Origin of the sequence: Jiangella muralis (assembly GCF_001270745.1) — a bacterium.
GTDB lineage: Bacteria > Actinomycetota > Actinomycetes > Jiangellales > Jiangellaceae > Jiangella > Jiangella muralis.
Genome location: NZ_LFXL01000081.1, coordinates 1 through 1,350, shown reverse-complemented (window position 1 = coordinate 1,350; position 1,350 = coordinate 1). Strand labels below are relative to the sequence as shown.

The following is a 1,350-nucleotide window of genomic DNA, read 5'->3' as shown; positions in this document are numbered from 1 at the left end:
AAGGTTGATGATCTCTCTGTCAAGATCGTGGGTGCCGGGGTGCTGCTCGACGGGGTGGTGTCCGGGTGTGAGCATCGGGTGACTCTTTGATGATCTGCCCGGCCGTGTGGTCGTGGCTTCGCCATGACGTGTCCATGGTGCTCACGGGCGAGGGCCCGGCCGGGAGTGACTTGATAGAAGCCTGGGGTTCACGGCCCCAAGAGAGGTGTGTCCACCCGGTCCGGGTCCTCGCGATCTGTCCGCCCGTCACGTGGCTTAGCGAGCAGAAACGGACGCCTCTCATGGTGACAGTGGGGATCGACCCGCACAAGCAGACACACACCGCGGTGATCATCGACGATGCTGGTCGCCGGCTCGGGAAGGTGTTGACCGTGGCCGATGACCCGTCCGCGATCGTCAAGCTGCTGACCTGGGCCGGCAAGCACGCCGGCGGCCGGTCGGTGCGGTGGGCGATCGAGGACGGCCGCGGCCTGGCCCGGCGACTGGCCACCGCGCTGACCGCGGCCGGGGAGTCGGTGGTGTGGGTGCCGGTGCGGCTGATGGTGGCCGAGCGCCACCACACCGGCCCGCGGGGCAAGTCCGACCCGTTGGACGCCTTCGCGGTGGCCAAGGCTGGGGCGAACCCGGACAACGCCCGTTACCTGGCCGAGCACCGCCTGGACGAGCCCGGCGCCGAACTGGCGCCGCTGGTCGACGAACGAAACGACCTGCTGACCGAACGGACCCGGCTGATCAACAAGATGCGCTGGCGGCTGCACGAACTCGCTCCTGGGCTGGAACCGGCCTCGCTGACCACCCTGAAGGCGCCCCGCGAGCTGGCCGCGCAACTACGCACCCTCGGCGTTACCCCGCTGCGCCGAGTCCTGCAGGCCAACTGCGCCCGCCTGGAACGACTCACCCGCGACATCAACGCTCTCACCCACGAGCTGGCCGACCATGCCCGCCGCACCTTCCCCGCCCTGCTCGCCGTGCCCGGCGTCGGCGCCATCGTCGCCACCACCATCCTCGCCGAACTCGGCAACCCCGCCCGGGTGCGCAACGCCGCCGCGCTGGCCCGGCTCGCCGGCACCGCCCCGATCCCGGTCTGGACCTCTGACACCGAACGACACCGACTGGACCGCGGCGGCAACCGACGCCTCAACAGAGCCATCCACACCGTCGCGCGCACCCAGGCCCGCACCCACCCCCCAGCCCAGGCACTGATCGCGAAACACCAGGACAAGAAGGGCAAACGCGGCGCAATGCGCGTGCTCAAACGACACCTCACCGACGTCATCCACCGCGCACTCCGCCAGGACCTCACACCCCTGACCTGCCAACAATCAGCACCTTGACATAGAAGCGTCATGG

The 1,350-nt window shown here is 69.3% G+C and carries 1 protein-coding gene; it reads left to right on the top strand.

All coding sequences use genetic code 11. The annotated features are described in order from the left end of the window. The first annotated feature begins 281 nt into the window (after positions 1-281). Positions 282-1,334, top strand: a complete 1,053-nt coding sequence (locus ACW62_RS32740; protein WP_169792183.1) for an IS110 family RNA-guided transposase — start codon at positions 282-284, stop codon at positions 1,332-1,334. Positions 1,335-1,350 lie beyond the last annotated feature (16 nt).